The following is a 20,479-nucleotide window of genomic DNA, read 5'->3' on the forward strand; positions in this document are numbered from 1 at the left end:
TTCCAACGGCGCCGCAATCGATACCGAAATTCTCCTTTCCCGCCGCGCCGTGCTTTCGGGCGCCGGCGCCATGGCGCTGCTCAGCCTTGCCGCCTGCAGCACCACCGACACGCTCGACCTGCCGCAAATGCAGCTCGACAACACCGTCACCGGTTCCGTGCCGCCGATGCGCCCGGCGATCAGCGTCGACAAGAACATCACCGGTCCCGACGTCATGTATGCCTCGCTCACCGATGGTGGTTTCGAGGTTCCGGCCGTGCCGTGGCAGAAGGTCAAGCCGCAGTTCCGCCGCCAGATCGTCGTCGACAAGACCGGCGAGGCGCCCGGCACCATCGTCGTCCATCTTGAGGAGCGCATGCTCTATCTCGTCCAGCCGGGCGGCGATGCCATCCGCTACGGCGTCGGCATCGGCAAGGACGGCTTCCGCTGGTCGGGCCGCGCCAACATCCAGTACGGCCGCGAATGGCCGGTGTGGACGCCGCCGCCGGAGATGATCCAGCGCAAGCCGGAACTGGTGAAATGGCAGGGCGGCCAGCCCGGCGGCCCCACCAATCCGCTCGGCGCCCGGGCCCTCTACATCTATCAGAACGGCAAGGACACCGGCTACCGCATCCACGGTTCGCCCGAATGGTGGAGCATTGGCCAGGCGATGTCGTCGGGCTGCGTGCGCTTGATCAACCAGGACATCATCGACCTCTACAGCCGCGTTTCCAAGAAGAACCCGGTCGTCGTGGTCTGATCGCTCCGTCGGCCCACTCTTCCGTTGCGCGATGCCGCAAGACAGGCGAAGGTGCCGTGAAAACCTTCGCCTCGGGAGAAAAAGCATGGCTGGAACCTTCGTCATCGCGCAAGGCGGCGGTCCGACCGCCGTCATCAACCAGACGGTCGTCGGCGCCACGCTGGAAATCCGCAAGCGCCATCCAGGCGCCAAGGTGCTGGGCTCGATCCATGGCGTACGCGGCATCCGTGACGGCAATTATGTCGATCTCTCCGCCATCCCCGAGGATCGGCTGCGGCTGATTGCCGGCACGCCGAGCGCGGCCCTTGGCTCGACCCGCGACAAGCCTGACGCCGCCTATTGCGAGGTCATCCTCAACGGCTTGAAAAAGGCCGGCGCCGACGCCTTCATCTATATCGGCGGCAACGACACCTCGGGCACGCAGCAGATCCTGACCGACGCCGCCGGCGGCTCGATCGCCTTCGTGCATGCGCCCAAGACCATCGACAACGATCTCGAGGAGAACGACCACACGCCGGGCTTCATCTCGGCGGCCGAATTCGTCGCCGGCGCCTTCCTCTCGGTCGACCTCGATTTCCGCGCCCTGCCCGGCATCTATGTCGGTATCGTCATGGGCCGGCACGCCGGCTTCCTGACCGCCGCCGCGGCCGCTTGGCAGCTCGATCCCGACAGCGGCCCGCATCTGGTCTATGTGCCGGAGCGTGCCTTTTCGGCGAAGCGCTTCATCGATGAAGTGCGCGAAAAGCTGGATCGCCACGAGCGCTGCATCGTCGCCGTCTCGGAAGGCGTCAGCACCGCCGACGGCAAGGCGCTGGTCGAAAGCCTGGTGCCGCCGGACAAGCTCGAGCGCGACCAGCACGGCAATGTCAAACTGTCGGGCAGCGATCTGCCGGCGGCGCTGGAACGGGCGCTTGCCGAAGGCCTGCCGGGGAAGCGCGCGCGGGTTGACGCGCTGGGCTACATGCCGCGCGGCTATGTCGGCGCGATCAGCGCCGTCGACGCGCAGGAGGCCTTCGATGCCGGCGCCTTCGCGGTTGCCGTCGCCGGCGAAGGCGGCGGCTCGGTCGCGCTGCAATATGACGGGTCGAAGACGGTGTTGAAGAAAATGCCGCTGAAGGCGGTGGCCGGCAAGACGCGCCATATGCCGGACGATTTCCTGAAGCCGGACGCCAACCAGCTCTCGGAAACCGGCATGGCCTATCTGAAGCGACTGGTGCCAGAAAAATACAAGGTCGGGAAGCCCTTCGTCTGATGGGTGGCGGCTCGATGCCCGAGCTTGTGGTGGGCGACTGGTTCGGCAAGGCGGAAGTCGATGCCGCCACCACGATGCTGACCGAGCCCTTCGTGCATGATTTCGTGCGCGCCAATATGTGGCATCTGAAGGGCCGCGACGCGGATCTGCTGGTCGACACCGGCATGGGCATTTGTCCGTTGGCGCCCGAGATCGACACGCCGCCCGGCAAGCCGCTCATCGTCGTCGCGACCCACATCCATCTCGACCATGTCGGCTCGCTGCACGAATTCCCGCTGCGCATGGGGCCGAGGATGAGCGCGGCGCAGTTCGACGGCATGGATGATGCCGTCACCTACGCCTATATGTTCCACAATCTCGACGGCGCCGTCTCGAAGCTGCCGGCGCCGGACTGGAAGGCGGCCGATTACCGGATTCCGTCCGCGCCGCTGACCCGCGCGCTCGACGAGGGCGAAGCCGTCGATCTCGGCGACCGGAAATTCCGCGTGCTACATTTGCCGGGACACTCGCCGGATTCGATCGGGCTTTTCGATGAGGCCGACGGCCTCTTCTTCGCCGGCGACGCCGTCTATGACGGCATGCTGATCGACGACCTGCCGGATTCGGACCGCGCCGCCTATTGCCGCACCATGCAGCGCCTGGTCGACCTGCCGATCCGCATCGGCCATGGCGGCCACGGCCCAAGTTTCGACCGCGCCAGACTGCGCCAAATTGCCTCCTCTTATCTGCGCCGGCGGGAGCGCTTCGTAAGCGCATCCTGAATTAAATCTTTGTAAGGTCGCCGCAAAACCCTAATTCGGGCCATTCCGCATCCTAGATGTTTATCTGTCGAGACGGCCGGCTGCCATGCACGGCGAGACAGGCAGATCCGGCCCTCGGCACGTCGACGGACGACCCCTTGGGAGCGTCCGCGATGCCGGATCAACCACTCGCCCGGACAGAACCGACCATGTCACCATCAAGCATCCTTCGCAGACATCGCGTCGCCGCCCTGCTGGGCGCCGCGCTGATCATTTCTCCCGTTGTCGTCTCTTTCGCCCAGAACAATGCCGGCGTCAGCACCGTGGCCGCGACGACGCAAACGCCCGTCGCCGGCATCACGGCTCCGAACGGCTCTTTCGCTCCGGTCATCGCCGTCACCAAGCCGGCCGTCGTCACCATCACCTCGATCATGAAGGCGCAGTCTAGCGAGGGTTCGCCTTTCGGCGGCAATGCTCCTTTCGACGAGTTCTTTCAGCAATTCTTCGGGGACCAGGGCATGCCGATGCCGCGGACGCCGCCGCAGCAGCAGGGCCCGCGCGCCGAGGCGCTCGGTTCCGGCTTCATCGTCAATTCGGATGGCACCATCGTTACCAACAATCACGTCATCGACGGCGCGAGCTCGATCAAGGTGACGCTCGACGACGGCACCGAGCTTCCCGCCAAGCTCGTCGGCCACGACGCCAAGAACGATCTCGCGGTGCTCAAGGTCAAGGCCGACAAGTCTCTGCCGACCGTCAAATGGGGCGATTCCAACAAGCTGATGACCGGCGACCAGGTGCTGGCGATCGGCAATCCGTTCGGCATCGGCACCACCGTTACCGCCGGCATCGTCTCGGCGCGCGGCCGCGACCTGCATAGCGGGCCCTTCGACGATTTCATCCAGATCGACGCGCCGATCAACCACGGCAATTCCGGCGGCCCGCTGGTCGACGTCAACGGCAACGTCGTCGGCATCAACACCGCCATCTACTCGCCCAATGGCGGCAGCGTCGGCGTCGGCTTCGCCATCCCGTCGGACCAGGCGCAGAAGGTTGTCGCCAAGCTGATGAAGGGCGGCGACATCGAATACGGCTATCTCGGCGTGCAGATCCAGCCGGTCACGCCGGATGTCGCCAGCGCCATCGGCCTCGATCATCCTGGCGGCGCGCTGGTTTCCCAGGTCACCGACGGGTCGCCGGCGGCCAAGGCCGGTATTGAAACCGGCGACGTCATCACCGGTTTCGGCGGTCAGGAAATCAAGGATCCCAAGGATCTGTCGCGCGCCGTCGCCGACGTGTCGCCGGGCGCAAAGGAAACCGTCAATATCTGGCGCAAGGGCAAGGCGATGCAGATCTCCGCCGATGTCGGCCGCAACGCCGAAGATCAGAAGACCGCCTCGAACGGCAATGAAGGCCGCAGCCCGTCGGCCGAACAGGGCCTGCGCGTTCCCTCGCTCGGCCTCGGCCTGACCGACCTCACGCCCGATATCCGCGACCAGCTCAACCTTTCCGAGAACCAGCGCGGCGCAGTGGTCGAGCGGGTCAATCCGGACAAGGCTGCCTCGGCGGCTGGCATCCAGCCGGGCGACGTCATCATCGGCGTCGACCAGACCCCGGTGAAGACGGCCAGGCAAGCCAATCAGGCGATCGCCGAGGCCGGCAAGTCTGGCAAAAAGTCGGTGCTCCTGCTGATCGATCGCGGCGACGCGCAGATCTTCGTCGCGGTCCCGTTCGCCGCCGGCTGACAAAAGTCCTGACGCAGCCTGCCGGCTTTCCCGGCGGGCTGCGTTCTCAAGATTCCTGTTGCCCGTAGAGGCATATTCGAGAACACTGCCCGCATCGTTCGGCCGGTACAGGAGGCGTCTCGATGGTCACGCGTGGCTTCTTCTCCGGACGGCGTCCTCCTTCGGACACCGACTCGCGCATTCCGCCCGGCCAATATCTGGAACAGGGTTTCCCGGTTCTCTCGGCCGGGCCGACGCCGCGCGTGCGGACGGAGGACTGGTCCTTTACCCTCAAGCAGGGGCCAAAGTTGCTCAAGAAATGGAACTGGGCCGAATTCAACGCCTTGCCGCAAAGCAAGATGACGCGCGACATCCATTGTGTGACGGCCTGGACCAAGTTCAACACGCCCTGGCAGGGCGTCTTGATCGATGACATCCTCGCCGATGCGAGCATCGAGCCGCCGACGGCCTACACGTTGGCGCTGTCCTTCGACGGCTATTCGACCAATATACCGACCAAGGACCTCGTCACCGGCAAGGCAATGGTGGCGCTGCTCTATGAGGGCAAGCCGATCCCGCCCGATCATGGCGGCCCGGCGCGGCTTCTGGTGCCGCATCTCTATTTCTGGAAATCGGCCAAATGGGTGAATGGGCTGCAGTTCACCGACCGTGACGAACCGGGCTTCTGGGAGCTGCGCGGCTATCACATGTATGGCGACCCCTGGCGCGAGCAGCGCTATTCCAGTGACCCGTGAGGGCCATCCGTGAGCAGCAATCGATGAGTGCCGAGCCGTCGCCGCAATCGCCCTGGCAGGCAGCCACCATCACCCGCATCAAAAAGCGCACGCCGCGCGTCACCAGCTTCTGGTTCCAGCCGTCGCGGCCTTTCGCCCATCTGGCCGGACAGCATGTCGACATCAGGCTGACGGCGCCGGACGGTTATCAGGCGCGCCGTTCCTATTCCATCGCTTCGGCGCCGGTAACAGGTGGCGCCGTCGAGCTCGCGATCGAGCGGCTCGATGATGGCGAGGTCTCGCCCTTCTTCCACGACGTGGCTGCCGTCGGCGACGAAATCGAACTGCGCGGACCGCTCGGCGGCCATTTCATCTGGGAGGAGGGCGACGGCGGGCCGATCCTTCTGGTCGGCGGCGGCTCGGGCGTCGTGCCGCTGATGGCGATGGTGCGCCATCGCACACTGCGCAACACGGCGGTGCCTGTTGCGCTGGTGTTCTCGGCGCGGGTCTGGGACGAGGTAATTTTTCGCGACGAGCTGATCGGTCTCGACGATCGTCGCGACGGGTTCGATCTGGTGCTGACGCTGACCCGCGAACCGGCCCGGCGGCCGTCCGACTATTCGCGGCGCGTTGACGCCCGCATGATGGCGCAGGCCGTGGAGCGCCTGCCGAAGGCGCCGAGGCTCGCCTATGTCTGCGGCTCGAACGCGTTCGTCTCGGCCGCCGCCGATGCCCTGATCGGCGCCGGCGTTCCGGCGGGGATGATCCGCACCGAGCGCTACGGGGTTTGATAGAAAGGCTTGGACTGCCGCCCCCTTCCAGCGCAACGCCGCTGGCCCATCCGGCAGGAAGCCCCCCGGTTATCAGCCAGAACGCGATTAAAGCGAGTCGATTCGCCCCCTTGGAACAGGGGTAGGGTGGTCAATGGTATCGAAAAGTAACTATTAGGAGATTCTAAAATCGAACCGAACGGTTCGTTTCTGTTGACGCTGCGTGCAAGACGGTGTGAACGTTGGCGCTCCGATACATTGGGTGAGCCAACTGCGAAACAAGGCTAAACCTTTGATAAGGCTGGGTAAAAATAAAGTCCTAGGCATGCTTATCAAAACTTCAAGATGCGGATTTTTGGTCCAGGCGAAAAAACTTCGTGATTGGAATCCGGCAGTCAGGTCACCCAAATCAGCGCTGTCCGAACGACGCGATTTCAATCCCAAGACACGCCGCTAGACGGACGGAATAAAAGATACTGGAGTAGCAAAAATGAAAAAGATTGTTCTCACTGCCGCAGCCCTTCTGGCAATTTCCGGCAGCGCCTTCGCTGGTAGCGACCATTACAACCCGAACGAAGCCAATCAGGCGTCGGCCAAGGTCGACTCGTCCTACACGGCTTCGGTCCGCCAGTCCGCGCCGGCCACTCAGCAACCTGCCACGACGGGCGCCGACCACAACCTTTTCGGCAACAACTAACAGCCGACCTCGACCCGGCGGCGGGCTTGCCCGCCCATCGGTCGGACCATAGGATTTAGGAGCACTGAAATGAAGAAGATCGTTCTTGCCACGGCGGCTTTGATGGCCGTTTCCACCGCTGCTTTTGCGGGCAGCGACAATTACAACAACAGCGGCGTCAATCAGCCGGCTCCGGCCGTCGACACCACGCGCACCTCGTCGATCGGTGCCGACTCGCCTGTTTACAAGCTGCTGAACTCGTCGCGCGACGTACACAAGTCGGCTCCGCAGGGTAGCGACCGCGACCACTTCGGCAACCACTGACAGCCGACTGTGATTTGAAGAGAGAGCGGCGGGCTTTGCCCGCCGCTCTTTTGTTTACCGGGAAGGCCAGCCTCCCGATCGACCTCAGGCCGCCTTGGCCTCCTCGCGGTGGAGCGTGAAGGAATGGCCGTCGGCGTCGAAGATATGCAGGTCGCCGGCGCTGGCGTTGAGCCGCAGCGTCTCGCCGCGCCTGACCTCGACATTACCCGGCAGCTTGGCCACCAGCGGCAGGTCGGCGCGGCCGATATCGACATAGACGAGCTGAACCTCGCCGAGCTGCTCAATATAATCGACCTTGCCTTCGAACAGATAGTCAGCGCCAGTCGCGATGGCGAGATCCTCCGGCCGCACGCCGAAGCTGACCGCCACGCCATTCGCCGACATGGGCGTTGCGATCGGCACCGTCGCCTTGCGATCGCCGACATGGCTGACCACGGTCGGATTGCCGGCCTTCTCGATCTTTGCCGGCAATATGTTCATCGCCGGCGAGCCGATGAACTGGGCGACGAACAGATTGCCCGGGCGCTTGTAGAGCTCCATCGGCGTGCCCACCTGCTCGACCCGGCCTTCCTTCAGCACGACGATGCGGTCCGCCAGCGTCATCGCCTCGACCTGGTCGTGCGTGACGTAGATCATCGTCGTGTTCGGCATCTGCTCTTTGAGCTTGGCGATCTCGATGCGGGTGGCGACGCGAAGGGCGGCGTCGAGATTCGACAGCGGTTCGTCGAACAGGAACACTTTCGGGTTGCGCACGATGGCGCGGCCGATGGCGACGCGCTGGCGCTGGCCGCCCGACATCGCCTTGGGCAGGCGGTCGAGATATTTGGTCAGCTGCAGGATCTCCGCCGCCTGGCGCACGCGCTTGTCGATCTCGGCCTTGCTTTCCTTGCCGATCTTCATCGAGAAGGCCATGTTGTCGTAGACGGTCATATGCGGATAGAGTGCGTAGGACTGGAACACCATGGCGATGCCCCGCTTCGACGGCGGCACGTCGTTCACCACCTCGCCGTCGATCTTCAGCTCGCCCGAGGTGATCTCCTCGAGACCGGCGATCGACCTCAGCAAGGTCGACTTGCCGCAACCCGACGGTCCGACGAAGACGATGAACTCGCCCGATTTGATGTCGAGGTCGATGCCGTGAAGAATGTTGAGGTTGCCGTATGATTTCTTCACCTGGTTGAGCGTGACATCGGCCATGGTTCTCTCCTCCCGTTAATCTCTGTCTGAAAGTTCAGTCGATGCGTCCGAACCAGGCGCCGTAACCGCCGAGGCGGACCGGCCCGCTGCCAGTCTGTCCCGAAAAGCCATGCCCGGGCAAGGGTTGCAGCGCGCCTTTGCCGAGCTCGACCTCGGCGGGCTTGCTGCCCAGGTTGAAGGCGCAGACGATCCGCTCATTGCCTTCGCGGCGGGTGAAGACGACGGTGTCGCCATCGCTTTCGATAAAGTCGATGTCGCCCTTGGCCAGCGCCGGATGCTGGCGCCGGAAGGCGAGGAAGCGGCGATAGTGCTCAAGCAGCGAGCTTGGATCGCCCTGCTGCACGTCGACGGCCTGCGACAGGTGCTGACCTGGCACCGGCAGCCAGGGTTTTGCGCTCGAGAAGCCGCCATTCTTGGCCGCGGCCTTCCACACCATCGGCGTGCGGCAGCCGTCGCGGCCCTTGAACTCCGGCCAGAAGCGAATGCCGTAGGGGTCCTGCAGGTCCTCGAACCTCAGCTCCGCTTCGCCAAGGCCGAGCTCTTCGCCTTGATAGATGCAGACGGAGCCGCGCAGGGACATCAGAAGCGCCGAAATCACCTTCAGATAGGCGATCGGATCCGCCTCGTTGGCGGCCCAGCGCGAGGCGACCCGCATCACGTCGTGGTTGGAGAAGGCCCAGCACGACCAGCCGTCGCTGGCGACCCGGCCGAAGGCCTCCAGCACCGCGCGCACCTTCGCCGCGCTGATCTTCTCCGGCGCCAGGAAGTCGAAGGAATAGCACATATGCACGCGCTTGCCGTCGGCGGTGTAGGCGGCGACCACCTCGAGACCGCGCTGGGAATCGCCCACCTCGCCGACGGCGGCCTGCGCCGGATATTCATCGAGCAGCGCGCGGAAGCGCTCGAGAAAGTCGAGATTCTCCGGCCGGCTCTTGTCGTAGAGATGGTCCTGGTAATTGTAGGGGTTGACTGCCGGCGCCGTCTGGTCGTTGCGCTGGTCCGGCGGCAGCGGCGGATTGTCCTCCAGCCCCTGGCTGTGGAAGTAGAAATTGATCGTATCGAGGCGGAAGCCGTCGACGCCGCGCTCCAGCCAGAAGCGGGTGATGTCGAGCAACGCATCCTGCACTTCCTTGTTGTGGAAGTTGAGGTCGGGCTGTTCGGCCAGGAAATTGTGCATGTAATATTGCTGGCGGCTGGTGTCCCATTGCCAGGCTGAGCCGCCGAAGATCGACAGCCAATTGTTGGGCGGCGTGCCGTCGGGCTTAGCGTCGGCCCACACATACCAGTCGGCTTTCGCATTGTTGCGGCTGGAACGGCTTTCCTTGAACCAGGGGTGGATGTCGGCGGTGTGCGACAGCACTTCGTCGATCATTACCTTGAGGCCCAGGCGATGGGCTTCCGTCACCAGCGCGTCGAAATCGGCGAGCGTGCCGAACATCGGGTCGACGTCGCAATAATCCGACACGTCATAGCCGAAATCCTTCATCGGCGATTTGAAGAAGGGCGAGATCCAGATGGCGTCGACACCGAGCGAAGCGACATAGGGCAGGCGCTGAACGATACCTTTCAGGTCGCCGATGCCGTCGTCGTTCGAGTCCTGATAGGAGCGCGGATAGATCTGGTAGATCACCGCGCCCCGCCACCAGTCGCGGTCGATCGCGGGGTCTGGGGCGGGGTCTGGTCTCGAAGTCGCCTTCAAAGCCGATTGCATGTCTTCAACCTCCTTTCACGGAGCCGGCAAGCAGCCCGCGGACGAAATAGCGCTGCAGCGAGAAGAACACGATCAGCGGCACGATGATGGTGATGAACGCCGATGTCGTCAGGATCTCCCAGTTGCCGCCCCGCGAGCCGAGCAGCGCATTGAGCTTGGCCGTCAGCACGATCTGATCGGGCGCCGTGCCGAGGAAAACCATCGCCACCAGGAGATCGTTCCATACCCACAGGAACTGGAAGATGGCGAAGGAGGCAAGTACCGGGAAGGACAGCGGCAGCACGATCTTGACGAAGATCTCGAAGTCGCTGGCGCCGTCGATGCGCGCCGATTCCATAATCTCGCGCGGCAGGCCGGCGATGTAGCTCCGGAGCAGGTAGATGGCGAAGGGCAGGCCGAAGCCGGTATGCGCCAGCCAGATGCCAAGATAGGTCTTGGAGGGCACGCCGAAGAAGCTGCCGACGCCGTTATAGAGCCTGAGCAGCGGGATCAGCGACATCTGCAGCGGCACCACCAGAAGGCCGATGATGACCGCGATCAGCAGCGCCCGGCCGGGAAAGCGCATCCAGGCCAATGCGTAGGCCGCGAAGGCGGCGATCAGGATCGGGATTACCGTCGCCGGAATGGTCACCGTCAGCGAGTTCATGAAGGAGCGGCCGATGCCTTCCGAAAACAGCACGGTTCTGTAGTTCTCGGGGGTGAATTTCGGCGGCGCCGACGAGGCGAAATAGACGCGCTGGCCGCGGTCGCCCTCGAAGGCTTTCGGTGAAGACAGCACGAAGCTGCCATCGGCGTTCATCTGCAGGGTGACGCCATCATTGAGGTCGGCGACCGATCCCGCCTTGTACTGCGTCGGCGCGGAAGATTTTACGCCGAAGGCGCTGATCTCGCGCTTGGGACCGTCGCCGAAGATGTTGCCCTCGATGACGTATTTGCCGTCCTTCTGGGTTTGCGCCGACGCACCCGGCAACCGTCCCGCCTCGCTCTGGCTGGAGCTGGCGAAGGCGTTCCACCAGCCCGACGCGACGATCTGGTCCTTGTCGCGCAGCGACGAGACGAGGACGCCGAGGGTGGGGATGGTCCAGATCGCCACGAAGACGAGCACGGCGATATGGACGCCGAAGCGGCCGAGAAAGGACTTTCCGGTCTTGGTCGCCACCTCAGTGCCCTCCCGTCTCTTTGTTGGCCTGGCGAATGTTCCAGACCATGATCGGAATGACGGCGATCATGATGATGATGGCAATGGTCGCGCCGCGGCCGAAATCGCCGCCGCCGCGGAACATCCAGTCGAACATCAGATTGGCGAGCACCTGAGTATTCCACTGGCCGTTGGTCATGGTCAGCACGATGTCGAACACTTTCAGCACCAGGATGGTGATGGTGGTCCAGACCACCGCGATCGTACCCCAGATCTGCGGCACCATGATCTTCCAGAAGATCTGGAAGGGGTTGGCGCCGTCGATCACCGCTGCTTCGAGCGTCTCCTCCGGAATGCCGCGCAGCGCCGACGACAGGATCACCATGGCAAAGCCGGTCTGGATCCAGATCAGGATCACCATCAGGAAGAAATTGTTCCAGAACGGCAGCGATATCCACACCTGCGGCTGGCCGCCGAAATACTGGATGATGGCATTGAGCAGGCCGATCTGCACCTGGCCCTCGCCGCGATACTCGTAGATGAACTTCCAGATCACGCTGGCGCCGACGAAGGAAATCGCCAAGGGCAGGAAGATCAGGCTTTTAGCGATGGTGCCCCACCAGATCTTGTCGGTGAGCACGGCGATGATCAGGCCGAGGAAGGTGCAGGCGGCCGGCACCACGGCCAGCCATAATATGTTGTTGAAGATCGAGTTGCGCAGATCGTGATCGCCGGCCGCCCATTCATAATTGGCGAGCCCGACGAAATTGGTGCCGCCGCGGTCGAAGAAGGAGAGCCACAGCGTCGCGATCACCGGGTAGATCAGGTAGACGGCGAGGATGATCAGCGCCGGGCCGACGAACAGCCACGGCCGCACATAGCCCTGCCGGCGCAGATTGTTGATGGCGGCGGCGCCGGATACCCCGCGTGAGGGGAAGATGAGGTCGAGCAGTCTGTTGGCGCCCCAGAAATAGGCGACACAGCCGCCGACGCCGACGATGATGACGAATATGGCCGAGAAAATCTGAGCCGCCATGGGTCCCTCTCCCTGCGCATGACCGGCCAGCCGGGGCTGGCGATCGGATGCACCGACTTTCGGTTATTCGGAACAATCGAAACGCGAAGGCTTCCGGCGTGGCCGCCGGTCGGACCCGGGCCGTGGCCCGGATCCAAATGGAGGATGAGGAGGATTTCAGGACGCTTACTTGATGCCATCCCAGCTTTTCTGGATGTCGGCGGCGACGTCCTGCGCGGACTTGCCGCCGACCAGGTCGACCATGCCGGTCCAGAACGAGCCCGCGCCGATCTTGCCGGGCATCAGATCGGAGCCGTCGAACCGCACCGTCGTCGCGCCGACCAGGATCTCGCCCTGCTTCTTCAGCGCTTCGCTGCCATAGGCCTCTTTGTTGGCCGCCTTGAAGGGGGTGACGAAGCTCTTCTGCGCCATCCACAATTCATGCGCGAGCGGCATTTCGAGGAACTTGATGAACTCGCGCGAGGCCTTGGAATCCTTGGTGATCATCACCAGCGTCCCGGCGACTTCCAGCGGCGTGCCGAGCTCAGGCTTGGAGGCGTAAGGCGGATAGGGGAAGAAGTCGGCATCCTGGCCGAGCTTCACGTTTTCCGGGAAGAAGGAGGGAATGAACGATGCCTGATGGTGCATGTAGCACTTGGGCGGCACGGTGAAGAGACCTTTCGGGCTGTCGCGGAAGTCGGTCGCCGCGACCGCCTTGGCGCCGCCGTCCACCATCTTGTCGTCGGTGGCGATCTTGCCAAAGATCTCGATGGCGTTGACCACGGCCGGATCGGTGAACGGGATCTCGTTCTTCACCCACTTGTCGTATACCTCCGGCGGCTGGGTGCGGAGCATGATGTCCTCGACCCAGTCGGTCGCCGGCCAGCCGGTGGCGCCGCCGGAACCAAGCCCGATGCACCAGGGCTTGCCGCCGTCGGCGATGATCTTCTTTTCGAGATCGGCGAGCTCTTCCTGGGTCTTCGGCACCTTGTAGCCGGCCTCGTCGAAATTGTCGGGCGAGTACCAGACCAGCCCCTTCACGTCGATCTTGTAGGGAAAGGCGTAGAAGCCTGGCTTGCCGTCCTTGCCATTATAGGTGCCAAGCTTGGCCCAGGAGTCGCCGGCGGCGTAGTTTTCCTTGATCCAGGCCGCGACGTCGTCGCCAAGCGGGGTGAGCACGCCCTTGGAAGCAAGATCCTGGATGAGGCCGGGCTGCGGCAGGATGGCGATGTTGGGCGGGCTGCCGGCCTGGGTGTCGATGACGATCTGCTGCTCGTAATTCTCCGACGAGGAGTATTTGACGTCCGCGCCTGTGGCCTCCGCGAAATAGTCGAGAACCGAGCGCACCAGCGTCTCGTCCTCGCCGCGCCACGGTCCGAAGATCGTCAACGTCTCGCCCTTGAGGTCGACCTTCTTGAGGTCGTCGTAGTTCGCCCAGTGAAATTTCGAATCCTCGCCCGGCTTGAACTTCAGTTCGGCTTGCGCCGGCAGGCTAAGGGTGAGTGCCGCGACCGCCGCACCCAAGAGAAGCATTTTCTTCATCGCAAGTCCTCCCAGTGGTCACAAACAGGACGAGACCTCCATCTCGTCCGCCGACGCCCGCGGAACTGTGACTCAGCGAAAGGGCAACCGCAACCTTTCGAAGAGAATTCCAAAGCGCTTTGGCTGTTTTGATCTCGCCATTGAATCGCCGGGAAGTCAAGTGGGCGGGTTCATCAATCGATTTAAATCTCCCGAAATCGGGGCGGAAAGTGCGCTGCAGCATACTTTTTTGGCGCTGCAGCAGCAATTTTGCTTCAACCGGCGCCGGTAGACCTTTAAAGTCACGTTGTGCTTGGCGGCCTTGCCAACAATCATCGGATCGATTCAAATTTGAAAGCGCTTTGAGGCTGGGGGCCTTCGATGAACCTCAAGCAACTCTCGCATATGCTGTCGCTCTCGCAGACCACTGTGAGCCGGGCGCTGAACGGCTATCCCGAGGTCAATGAGGAAACCCGGCGCCGGGTGATGGATGCCGCCAAGCGCCATGGCTACCGGCCGAACCCCAGCGCGCGCCGGCTCGCCACCGGCAAGTCGGGAATGATCGGCTATGTGCTGCCGACGGGGGCTGCCGTCGACATCGATCCGCACTTCGTCGAATTCCTCTCCGGCCTCGGCGACTATGCCCGCGCGCATGAGCTCGACCTCGTGCTTTCGCCCGCCGATGCCGACGACGAGGAGACGACCTACCGGCGCATCGTCGCCAACCGCCAGGTCGACGCCGTCTACATCTCCTCGCCGCGTCCCGCCGACAAGCGGCTGGCGCTGGTCAACACGCTGGGCATTCCCTTCATTGTCCACGGCCGCAGCGAGGGGTTCGACTTCGACTATCCCTATCTCGACATCGACAATGAGGGCGCCTTCCATGAAGCGGCGCGCCTGCTGGTCCAGCTCGGCCACAAACGCCTGGCGTTGATCAACGGCAACGACCGCGAGACCTTCGCCATCCACCGCGAGCGCGGCGTGCGCCGCGCGCTCGCCGCGAGCGGACTGACGCTCGGCGAGCGCCATATCCGCTCGGTGACCATGACCGAGGAGAACGGCTACCGCGCCGCCCGCCGCCTGCTCGAGGAGGCTGAGCCGCCGACGGCGATCGTCTGCTCCAGCCTGATCATGGCGCTGGGTGTCGTGCGCGCCGTGCGCGATCTTGGCCGGACGATCCCTGGCGACCTCTCACTGGTCGCCCATGACGACGTCTTCCCCTGGCTGCGGCCGGAGAATTTCCCGGTGCCGCTGTCGACGACGCGCTCCTCGATCCGGCTCGCCGGCGCGCGTGTCGCTGAGCGTCTGGCGGCGCGGATATCGGGGTTGGAAGAGGGGGCTCGCGGTGAGGTCTGGCCGGTCGATCTGGTGGTCAGGGGGTCGGTGGCAGGTGCGCCGGCATAGGTCAACATCCAACAGCTTTGCCGATGGCTCCTTCCGGGCTGCCTTACCGTCGTGGGACAACGGTCCGCCTTGGACTGCTCCTGATGTTGGGCGGGGACAACCGGTAAGCCAGAACCGTCAACCGGTCCTTCAGAGTGCGCCATTTGCCCACATTCCCGTTTACCGAAGCGGATCCGATCCAATACCCTGGGCCGCCGCCGAAGACGTCGCAGGTGGTGATCGTTGGTGGCGGCATTATCGGCGTAACGACGGCCCTCTTCCTTGCCTCCCGGAACATCCCGGTGACGCTGCTGGAAAAAGGCCGCGTCGCGGCCGAACAATCCTCCCGAAACTGGGGATGGATCAGAAAGCAGGGACGAGACGCGGATGAGCTGCCGATCGTCATCGAGGCTTCTCGCCTGTGGCGGCAACTGGCCGATGAGTGTGGCGAAGACATCGGGCTGAACCAGACCGGCGTGACCTACCTGGCGAACGCCGACAAGGACATGGCCAAGTTCGAAGGATTCATGAGGATCGCCGCGATCCATAAGCTCGACACGCGCCTCCTGGACGCCGACGAGACCGCAAAACTCATCAACGGCATGTCACGCCGGTTCAAGGGCGCCATGACGACGCCCTCCGATATGCGCGCGGAACCGTGGTTGGCGGTGCCGGCGCTTGCCAGGCTTGCCGTGCGAAAGGGCGCCAAGATCGTGGAGAACTGCGCCGCCCGGACCCTCGAAATCGCCGCCGGCAAGATCAAGGGCGTGTGGACCGAGGCGGGATATATCGAGACCTCCACCGTGCTGGTCGCGGGCGGCGCCTGGTCTTCCCTGTTCCTGGCGAGACACGGCGTATCCATCCCCCAGCTCAGCGTCAGGGTCACCGTGGCCGCAACGGAGCCCCTGCCTGAAATCTATGCAGGTGCGGCGGCCGACGACCATATCGCTTTCCGGCGCAGACAGGATGGCGGATACACGCTCGCCGCAGGCGGCAGCCACTTGCTGTATCTCGGGCCTGACGCATTCCGGCACGCCACCAAATATATTCCCGCCCTCAGGGACAATCCGTTCGGAACGCGCTATTTCCCGTTCGCTCCGTCAGGCTACCCGGATGGCTGGTCGACGCCGCGCGATTGGGCGCCGGACTCAGAGAGTCCTTTCGAGAGCATGCGGGTGCTCAATCCAGCCGCTGAGCCGGCAAAGCTTCGTTCGGTCGAGCGCAATTTCAAACAGCTTTTCCCCCGGTTCGAGACGGTTCGCCTGAAGGCCGGCTGGGGCGGCATGATCGACGCCATGCCGGACGTCGTCCCCGTCGTGGATCAGGTGCGGACAGTCGGCGGCCTTTTCGTCGCGACGGGAATGAGCGGCCACGGATTCGGCATCGGGCCTGGCATCGGCCGCGTCGTCGCCGACATGATCCAGGGAAACGACACCGGCCACGATCTCAGCCGCTTCCGGTTGCCGCGCTTTTATGATGGAAGCCCTGTCCGGTTAGGTCCGGCTCTTTAAGTGGCCGCCTGAGGTCCATTCTCAATTGCCATGGCAACGGCAATTGGTCGGCGGCGGTCACCGCAATGACGGGAATCGACGAGACGCTCGTAGGGATCGTGTTCCGACAGACGAGACGTGCCGAGTTCTTCACACCCCCTCTGTCCTGCCGGACATCTCCCCCGCAAGGGGGACGTCGCCGCCGCCCTTCGCCAGTCATCGACGTTGAAGAAGTTGGGCCGGCGCTGAAACCGCTGATAGACGGCTGGCAGGCCAGAGGGGGCTGCTGTCCCGCCAGCACCGCGAGTATGAGGGACTACTCCTTCACCGCTCCAGCCGCCTTGATATCGACCAACCCATAGCCGAAATCATTGTCCCGCCCCTTCGGGCCAAGATCCTTGGCTGTGGCGGCAAGCGCTTTCTCGATCTCGTCGGCCGTTCGGTCCGGCACGGCACGGATCAGGTTGGCGATAGCGCCGGACACGATCGCGGCGGCGAAGGAGGTGCCGGTCACCACATCCGACCCGGCGCCGCTCGGCGCTACCATCTCGACGCCCGGCGCCGAGATGAAGACGTAAGGACCGCGATTGGCCTGCGGCATCAGCCCGTCCTTGGCGTCGGTGGCTGTCACCGCGATCACGCCGTCAAAGGCGGCCGGATAGCCATAGGGCGCCTTTGGTCCATTGTTGCCGGCCGCCGCCACCAGCACCATGCCCATCGCCCGCGCATTGCGGCAGGCGGTGCCGAGCAGGTCGTTCTTCGGCCCGACGAAGCTCATATTGATGATGCGCACATTCTGCTCGGCCGCCCAGTCGAGCGCCGACAGGATGACGTCCATGGTCGACTTGCCGCCTTCGAAGGCGCGCGCATGATAGATCTTGGCGCCGGGCGCCATGCCCTCCAGCGGACCGACGCCGGCGATCAGCCCGTCGACAGAGGTGCCGTGGTCGCGCTTCTCGATCGGCACATTGGGCATCGCATCATACTGGTCGGCAATCACGCCTTTCAGCGCCGGATTGGTGTCGTCGATGCCGGTGTCGATGACGGCGACACGCACATTCTCGCCGCTTGCTTGGCTTGCATCGAGCGCGATGCGGTCGAAGGCATAGTTCACGATGCCCGCCGCCTGCTGCAGTGTGTAGATATGGTTCGGCTCGCGCCGCTGGGTGCGGCCGTCGGCGGCAAGCTGCGCAAGCACCACGCCGACCGGCCGCCTGTCGGTGATGCCGAAGCGCACCAGGGTGGTGCCGAGCAGCCGCGACTGGCGCTGCGAGCGCACCTGCAGGCCGAAGGAATTGGCGATCTGTTGGACCACGCCGGCATCGCCGGTCACCGTCACCAGCACTTCGTCGGGCACGAATTCGCCGGCGATGGCGCGCGGCGGTTCGGCCAGGTTGAGACCCTGAGGCGCCGTGACGGGTCCGCTCGGCGCCGGAGCGGGTGGCGGCGTGTTGTTGGAGCTGTTCGATGGCGATGTTCCGTTGGACGGTGTAGGCGTTTGCGGGGCGGCGGGCACCGGCGGGTTCGGAAAAAGGTCGACGATCAGCGCCGGCAGGAACACCGCGCCACCCGCGGCCGCGCCCGACTTCCCGGCGCCGTTCTTGGCGCCGCCGTCCGTGTCGCAGCCGCCGCCGGCCCCCGTCTTGCGATTCAGGCAATCGAGCCGTTTCTGCGTCAGGCTGGGATCGTTGGTCTGCGCGAATGCAGGCGCGGCGACAAAAGTCGCCGTGAGGATCACCGCACGAAAAATGGCACTCGGCCGCGACGCAATTCCGGGCGGAAAACCGCGGCGCACTTTTCCTGGAATTGCCTTAGCCGCCATCGGCCGGTTTCCTTCCCTGCACCACAGCATCCGCGAAGGGCTGGGCGGCAATAAGGCCGACGAGCCTGTCGTAATCGGCTGCCGTGTTGGCCGGGATCGTCAGGTGGAACACGCCGTCCGCGGTCGGGCCGCCGACGATCTTCAAGCCGTTCTGGCCGAGAAAGGCGGCGATATCGGCCATCTTCGCATCCGGCTTGAACTTCACCAGTGCGAAGGGCAGCTTTGCAAGATCGTCCTGGGCGCCGGCCACCTCGAAGTCGTTGCCCGTGCCGCCCGGCCGTTCGAAGGACTGCAGAACGACCAGCGCTAGCAGCGCCGCGGCCGCCGCCCAGGCGATGCCGGCGGGCATTGCCGTCACCCGGCCGAAAACCTTGGCGAGCCAGGATTGGCCGGCGGGCGCGCGCACCGGTCCGGCCTCGGCGTCGAGCGCCTTGGTAAAACGGCTTAGCGCGTCGGCAGGCGGGCGGATCGCCTCGTTGGCGGCGGCGGTGCCGGAGAATTCAGCCTCGGCTTCGCCAAGGGCGGCAAGCGCCGCCGGATCGGTGGCCAGCCACTCCTCGACGGCCTCCAGCTCGGCGCCTTCCAGCGAGCCGTTCAGATAGAACGGCAGCAGCGTTTCCATTTCGTCGCGGCGCGACATCTTTTCAGCGGCGCTCATGGCCACCCCCTGTCGTAACCGGCGGCCTTCAGGGCTTCGCCGAGTTTCTTGCGGGCGTAGAACATCCTCGTCTTGACGGTCGCGACCGGAATGCCGAGCACTTCGCCGATCTCGGTCACCGACTGGCCATGGTAATAGGCAAGGTCGATCACCGTGCGGTGCTCCTCGGCCAAGGCATCGACGAAACGGCGCAAGGCAGCGGCCTTGTCCTCCTTCATGGTGACCACTTCCGGCGTGTCGGCGCCGTCGGGAACCTGGGCCGCGTCGTCGTCGTCGATCCAGTCTTCCTTCTTCTTGCGCAGCGAAGACAGCGCCTTGAAACGGGCGATACCGAGCAGCCACGTCGAAACTTCCGAGCGGCCCTCGAAGCTGGGCGCTTGCTTCCACAGCTCCAGAAAGACCTCGTTCGCAATATCGTCGGCCATCATTTCCGATCCCGTCTGGCGCGCCACGAAGCGGTAGATCCGCGCGTGGTGACGCATGAACAGGAGCCGAACGGCGGCCCGGTCGCCCTTCGCGACCCGGTCTACAAGCGCGCGATCGGTTTCGGTCGCCGCATTCATGGCCGGTCGAGCCGCCTGGCTCCTCGAAGCTCTGTCGCTGATCGGTTCAAAAAGGTTCACCCTCCGCCAAGGAATTTCGGAGGCTAACCGAAGAAAGTGAGCGTTGCCAGAGGGGCAGGGTTTCCCCTTCTCCCACAAGGGGAGAAGGAAAAAGGCCGCGCTTCACCCCAAAAACACTTTCGCCTTCATCGTCTCAGGTATTTCCACGCCGAGCCGGCTCAGCACTGTCGGCGCTAGCTGCAACTGGTCGAGCAGTATGTTCGCCTCCGGTCCCTTCGCAGGTCCGAAATAATAGAGCGCGAAATCCTGCATCTCGTCGTCATGGCCGCCATGGTGGCCGCGGTCGGTCTGGCCATGGTCGGCCGTCACGATCACCTCATAGCCGGCTGCGCGCCATTGCGGCAGGAAGGCGGCGAGCATTCCGTCCATCGCGTAGCAGGCATGGTCCATCTCGTGGCAATCATGGCCGAAGCGATGGCCCATCGAGTCCAGCGTGCAGGTGTGCAGGATGCCGTAGTCGATGTGATGGCGTTTGGTCAGCATGGTCAGCGTCGCGAACAGATCGACATCGCTCGGCGTCATCTGGTTCTTGAGATTGTAGCCGGTCATGGTGTGGAAGCGGCCATGCGTGATCGGCCCGCCCGGTTCGTCGAACTCCATGTCCTCGACGAGATCAAACGGATACGAGCGGAAGAATTCCGACCAGTAGGAATGGGTCACCGCGCCGGTCTTGCCGCCGGCCTTGCTCACTTCCGAAAAGATATCCGGCTGGGTGACGCGAAAGCGGTTCTCGTTGGAAAGGATACCGTGCACCTGCGGGGTCACCCCGGTGTGGATCGAGGCGTAGCAGCAGGCCGAGGTCGACGGCAGCACGGAGCGCATCTTCCACACCTGCGCCTCGCCCGACTGCGCCCAGCCCTCGAGGTTGCCCATCAGTCGGCGCCAGTTCCGGTAGGGCACGCCGTCGAGGATGATGAGCAAAAGTTTGGATTTGAGCGCCACGGAAAATTCCTGTGATTGTT

General features: G+C 64.0%; 19 protein-coding genes. 10 read left to right on the plus strand and 9 right to left on the minus strand.

The genetic code is table 11. The features are described 5' to 3' along the window. The first annotated feature begins 70 nt into the window (after positions 1-70). The 8 genes from ACVMIM_RS05765 (at position 71) to ACVMIM_RS05800 (ending at position 6,959) form a co-directional block, all read left to right on the plus strand. Positions 71-739, plus strand: coding sequence for a L,D-transpeptidase (locus ACVMIM_RS05765; RefSeq protein ID WP_476117112.1), 669 nt, complete (start codon positions 71-73; stop codon positions 737-739). Positions 740-824: 85 nt separating this feature from the next. Beyond that, entirely contained in the window at positions 825-1,991 is a 1,167-nt protein-coding gene (locus ACVMIM_RS05770) for a diphosphate--fructose-6-phosphate 1-phosphotransferase (protein WP_476111041.1), read from the plus strand. Positions 1,992-2,005: 14 nt separating this feature from the next. After that, the gene (locus ACVMIM_RS05775) at positions 2,006-2,752 is read left to right on the plus strand and encodes an MBL fold metallo-hydrolase (protein ID WP_476111043.1); all 747 of its coding nucleotides are present in this window, start codon (positions 2,006-2,008) and stop codon (positions 2,750-2,752) included. A 188-nt stretch (positions 2,753-2,940) separates the two neighbouring features. Further along, the gene (locus tag ACVMIM_RS05780) at positions 2,941-4,476 is read left to right on the plus strand and encodes a DegQ family serine endoprotease (RefSeq protein WP_476111045.1); all 1,536 of its coding nucleotides are present in this window, start codon (positions 2,941-2,943) and stop codon (positions 4,474-4,476) included. Between the two features lie 122 nt (positions 4,477-4,598). Further along, positions 4,599-5,210 carry a sulfite oxidase-like oxidoreductase gene (locus ACVMIM_RS05785; RefSeq protein WP_476111047.1) on the plus strand — a complete coding sequence of 204 codons (612 nt, stop codon included), beginning with the start codon at positions 4,599-4,601 and terminating at the stop codon, positions 5,208-5,210. Positions 5,211-5,233: 23 nt separating this feature from the next. Further along, entirely contained in the window at positions 5,234-5,980 is a 747-nt protein-coding gene (locus ACVMIM_RS05790; RefSeq protein ID WP_476111048.1) for a ferredoxin reductase, read from the plus strand. A 469-nt stretch (positions 5,981-6,449) separates the two neighbouring features. Continuing rightward, positions 6,450-6,656 (plus strand): DUF680 domain-containing protein, encoded by a 207-nt coding sequence (locus tag ACVMIM_RS05795; protein ID WP_041000325.1) that lies wholly within the window; start codon positions 6,450-6,452, stop codon positions 6,654-6,656. A gap of 69 nt (positions 6,657-6,725) precedes the next feature. Beyond that, a complete protein-coding gene (locus ACVMIM_RS05800) occupies positions 6,726-6,959 on the plus strand; it encodes a DUF680 domain-containing protein (RefSeq protein ID WP_278047107.1) in 234 nt (77 codons plus the stop codon). 84 nt (positions 6,960-7,043) lie between these two features. Here the strand turns inward: ACVMIM_RS05800 and ACVMIM_RS05805 are convergent, their stop codons facing one another. The 5 genes from ACVMIM_RS05805 to ACVMIM_RS05825 form a co-directional block, all read right to left on the minus strand. Further along, on the minus strand, positions 7,044-8,156 hold the full coding sequence (locus tag ACVMIM_RS05805) for an ABC transporter ATP-binding protein (protein WP_476111050.1): 1,113 nt from the start codon (positions 8,154-8,156) through the stop codon (positions 7,044-7,046). A gap of 34 nt (positions 8,157-8,190) precedes the next feature. After that, positions 8,191-9,867: a beta-galactosidase BglA gene (bglA, locus tag ACVMIM_RS05810; RefSeq protein WP_476111052.1), complete on the minus strand. Its 1,677-nt coding sequence runs from the start codon at positions 9,865-9,867 to the stop codon at positions 8,191-8,193. A gap of 4 nt (positions 9,868-9,871) precedes the next feature. After that, positions 9,872-11,026, minus strand: a complete 1,155-nt coding sequence (locus ACVMIM_RS05815; protein ID WP_476111054.1) for a carbohydrate ABC transporter permease — start codon at positions 11,024-11,026, stop codon at positions 9,872-9,874. 1 nt (position 11,027) lies between these two features. Further along, positions 11,028-12,041: a carbohydrate ABC transporter permease gene (locus ACVMIM_RS05820; protein ID WP_476111056.1), complete on the minus strand. Its 1,014-nt coding sequence runs from the start codon at positions 12,039-12,041 to the stop codon at positions 11,028-11,030. Positions 12,042-12,206: 165 nt separating this feature from the next. Continuing rightward, positions 12,207-13,562 carry an ABC transporter substrate-binding protein gene (locus tag ACVMIM_RS05825; RefSeq protein ID WP_476111058.1) on the minus strand — a complete coding sequence of 452 codons (1,356 nt, stop codon included), beginning with the start codon at positions 13,560-13,562 and terminating at the stop codon, positions 12,207-12,209. A gap of 360 nt (positions 13,563-13,922) precedes the next feature. Here ACVMIM_RS05825 and ACVMIM_RS05830 point away from each other — a divergent pair, with 360 nt between their 5' ends. Continuing rightward, the gene (locus tag ACVMIM_RS05830) at positions 13,923-14,945 is read left to right on the plus strand and encodes a substrate-binding domain-containing protein (protein WP_041000311.1); all 1,023 of its coding nucleotides are present in this window, start codon (positions 13,923-13,925) and stop codon (positions 14,943-14,945) included. 143 nt (positions 14,946-15,088) lie between these two features. Then, positions 15,089-16,435, plus strand: a complete 1,347-nt coding sequence (locus tag ACVMIM_RS05835; RefSeq protein WP_476117114.1) for an NAD(P)/FAD-dependent oxidoreductase — start codon at positions 15,089-15,091, stop codon at positions 16,433-16,435. A 295-nt stretch (positions 16,436-16,730) separates the two neighbouring features. Here ACVMIM_RS05835 and ACVMIM_RS05840 read toward each other — a convergent pair whose 3' ends face one another. The 4 genes from ACVMIM_RS05840 to ACVMIM_RS05855 form a co-directional block, all read right to left on the minus strand. Beyond that, positions 16,731-18,236, minus strand: a complete 1,506-nt coding sequence (locus tag ACVMIM_RS05840) for a S8 family serine peptidase (protein ID WP_476111060.1) — start codon at positions 18,234-18,236, stop codon at positions 16,731-16,733. Then, positions 18,226-18,894, minus strand: coding sequence for an anti-sigma factor (locus ACVMIM_RS05845; RefSeq protein WP_476111061.1), 669 nt, complete (start codon positions 18,892-18,894; stop codon positions 18,226-18,228). Before ACVMIM_RS05845 ends, ACVMIM_RS05840 begins: the two co-directional genes overlap by 11 nt. After that, positions 18,891-19,457 carry a sigma-70 family RNA polymerase sigma factor gene (locus tag ACVMIM_RS05850; RefSeq protein WP_476111063.1) on the minus strand — a complete coding sequence of 189 codons (567 nt, stop codon included), beginning with the start codon at positions 19,455-19,457 and terminating at the stop codon, positions 18,891-18,893. The genes ACVMIM_RS05845 and ACVMIM_RS05850 overlap by 4 nt, the downstream gene beginning before the upstream one ends. Before the next feature lie 162 nt (positions 19,458-19,619). Next, on the minus strand, positions 19,620-20,459 hold the full coding sequence (locus tag ACVMIM_RS05855) for an alkaline phosphatase family protein (RefSeq protein WP_476111064.1): 840 nt from the start codon (positions 20,457-20,459) through the stop codon (positions 19,620-19,622). Between the last annotated feature and the right edge of the window lie 20 nt (positions 20,460-20,479).

The organism is Mesorhizobium sp. USDA 4413, assembly GCF_056280365.1.

Bases quoted from the DNA above. Each gene is read 5' to 3' on its own strand.
- ACVMIM_RS05765 (WP_476117112.1), top strand. From the start codon at position 71: ATGGCGCTGCTCAGCCTTGCCGCCTGCAGCACCACCGACACGCTCGAC.
- ACVMIM_RS05770 (WP_476111041.1), top strand. From the start codon at position 825: ATGGCTGGAACCTTCGTCATCGCGCAAGGCGGCGGTCCGACCGCCGTC.
- ACVMIM_RS05775 (WP_476111043.1), top strand. From the start codon at position 2,006: ATGCCCGAGCTTGTGGTGGGCGACTGGTTCGGCAAGGCGGAAGTCGAT.
- ACVMIM_RS05780 (WP_476111045.1), top strand. From the start codon at position 2,941: ATGTCACCATCAAGCATCCTTCGCAGACATCGCGTCGCCGCCCTGCTG.
- ACVMIM_RS05785 (WP_476111047.1), top strand. From the start codon at position 4,599: ATGGTCACGCGTGGCTTCTTCTCCGGACGGCGTCCTCCTTCGGACACC.
- ACVMIM_RS05790 (WP_476111048.1), top strand. From the start codon at position 5,234: ATGAGTGCCGAGCCGTCGCCGCAATCGCCCTGGCAGGCAGCCACCATC.
- ACVMIM_RS05795 (WP_041000325.1), top strand. From the start codon at position 6,450: ATGAAAAAGATTGTTCTCACTGCCGCAGCCCTTCTGGCAATTTCCGGC.
- ACVMIM_RS05800 (WP_278047107.1), top strand. From the start codon at position 6,726: ATGAAGAAGATCGTTCTTGCCACGGCGGCTTTGATGGCCGTTTCCACC.
- ACVMIM_RS05805 (WP_476111050.1), bottom strand. From the start codon at position 8,156: ATGGCCGATGTCACGCTCAACCAGGTGAAGAAATCATACGGCAACCTC.
- bglA (WP_476111052.1), bottom strand. From the start codon at position 9,867: ATGCAATCGGCTTTGAAGGCGACTTCGAGACCAGACCCCGCCCCAGAC.
- ACVMIM_RS05820 (WP_476111056.1), bottom strand. From the start codon at position 12,041: ATGGCGGCTCAGATTTTCTCGGCCATATTCGTCATCATCGTCGGCGTC.
- ACVMIM_RS05825 (WP_476111058.1), bottom strand. From the start codon at position 13,562: ATGAAGAAAATGCTTCTCTTGGGTGCGGCGGTCGCGGCACTCACCCTT.
- ACVMIM_RS05830 (WP_041000311.1), top strand. From the start codon at position 13,923: ATGAACCTCAAGCAACTCTCGCATATGCTGTCGCTCTCGCAGACCACT.
- ACVMIM_RS05840 (WP_476111060.1), bottom strand. From the start codon at position 18,236: ATGGCGGCTAAGGCAATTCCAGGAAAAGTGCGCCGCGGTTTTCCGCCC.
- ACVMIM_RS05845 (WP_476111061.1), bottom strand. From the start codon at position 18,894: ATGAGCGCCGCTGAAAAGATGTCGCGCCGCGACGAAATGGAAACGCTG.
- ACVMIM_RS05850 (WP_476111063.1), bottom strand. From the start codon at position 19,457: ATGAATGCGGCGACCGAAACCGATCGCGCGCTTGTAGACCGGGTCGCG.